We start from the raw sequence: 1770 nt of genomic DNA, 5'->3' as shown, positions 1-1770 counted from the left end.
AAAGCGAGATTTCTCAAGGAAATAGTCTTGATTTAATTATGAAAAAGCTTTGACCGGTAGGAGCGAGCGTCGCTGCGCTCCGCTCGGGGGAACGAAAGATCGATTAAATTCTTTGCTTTCCGAGATTGTGATTTCCCCCAGCGCAAGCGATAGCGCAGCGCTACCCCTAACGGTAAATAAGCTTTCTCATCATAACCGATTGAATCGGAGAAAGGATTTTTTTATATGAGATTATACATTGCTCTAAAAATATTTTACGATCCGAAAAAGCCCATAAGCGAAAAGAACGATCCAAATATTGCAAAAGATAAGATGAAAAGCAGGGCAACGTATTTTACAAACTATTGCTTAAATGTCTCATCTATTAGCGGATTGGAAGGCTTACTTAGTAGTTCTGCCGCCTTTGCTATGAATAAATGCTATCGAACGGAGAAGAATAAACATCTTTTTATCCGTCACGGCAAGAACGGAGTCATATACTTCTACGGCAAAAAGGGTATAGAACCCGCTCGTGAGCAAAATTCTAAAGTTAAAGCTTACCGCAGCAAGGAGACTACCGAGTTGTTCCCGATCGTTGTTTTAGTATTGGATGTGGATTATCACGAAGGCGATACAAAACCCCTTAGCGATCAGCAAATGCACGGCAAGCTAAAGGCTATGAATATAAACCACATCATCTGTCGCACGTTTGATCCAAATAACCAATATGCTTATCGTATCTTTATCGAAACTCTGCCGATAGAACAAACCGCCGAAAATTTAAAAGCAATCTACGCAGTAGCTAATGAAAAGTTAGGAATAAACTCCGACTTAGCCGTAACCGATAAGGCAAGAATGTTTTTTTGCTATGCAAGTTCTCGACCTTCTTTAAAATCTTTTTATGATGGAAAGGCTTTCGAAATTACGAGCGATGAAATTTCAAAAAAGCAAAGCGAGCTTAAAACTTTGCCCGTTAAAATTTTATCCATTCAAAACGATGAACCTAGAAAAAATTCAGTCGCAAAAGATTTTTCATCTCTAGGCGATATTAAAATTTATCGTGAGCCGGAGGTGATAAGAAAAAATGATTGGGTAGATTTTTCAGCTCTTAAAAAATCAAAAGCTCTCAACGACGAAGACAACATCAAAAAATTTTTGATCGAAAAGATGGATGCAATTTTTTCAGAGTCTCATGCTTTTAGTATTAGGGCTAACGATAAAAATCCAAGCGGACATTTTAAAAAAGTGAACGATCATTTTATTTTTACAGACTTCGGCGAAACTCAAAACGGCAATGACCTTTTAGAATTTTATAGCACGCATAAAGGATTAAGTTTGCTCCAGGCTGCTAAAGAAATCTGTGATTATTTTTGGAAGCGAAAATGGATCGGCGGAGAATATGACGATAATATAGAGGGATTAGAATGAAAAAGACTAAGGTAATAAATACTAATTGCTAATTGTAGGATACCCTACGGGGGTCTCAATCTGTCATACGCTATTGGCGTATTCAGATTGAGATGGTCTCCGACAGGCTTGAGCTTAGCTCAAGGTTTTCGCTACGCTCAAAAATTTTCCGATGATTTTTACACCTACGAATTTTATAAATGGAGAGAGAAAAATGAAAAACAAATCTTAAGTGTAGCCAGCTCATTGGCTCAGCTAAGTATAAAATATTGACAAACACTAAAAACAGAAACAAATATGCAAAACGATGATGATTTAAGAGCATTAGCCAAGATTATGGCTTTTATGCGTGCAGTAAGTATTCTCATAGTACTAATGCACCTC

General features: G+C 37.5%; 1 protein-coding gene. It reads left to right on the top strand.

The genetic code is table 11. The annotated features are described in order from the left end of the window. Nucleotides 1-225: 225 nt before the first annotated feature. Nucleotides 226-1407, top strand: a complete 1182-nt coding sequence (locus tag Q0605_RS05780) for a hypothetical protein (protein WP_298705045.1) — start codon at nt 226-228, stop codon at nt 1405-1407. The last annotated feature ends 363 nt before the right edge of the window (nt 1408-1770 follow it).

Source organism: uncultured Campylobacter sp., assembly GCF_938017705.1.
Taxonomy (GTDB): Bacteria; Campylobacterota; Campylobacteria; order Campylobacterales; family Campylobacteraceae; genus Campylobacter_B.
Note: the sequence above shows the minus strand (reverse complement) of the source record. Positions and strands in the feature narration are given on the sequence as shown.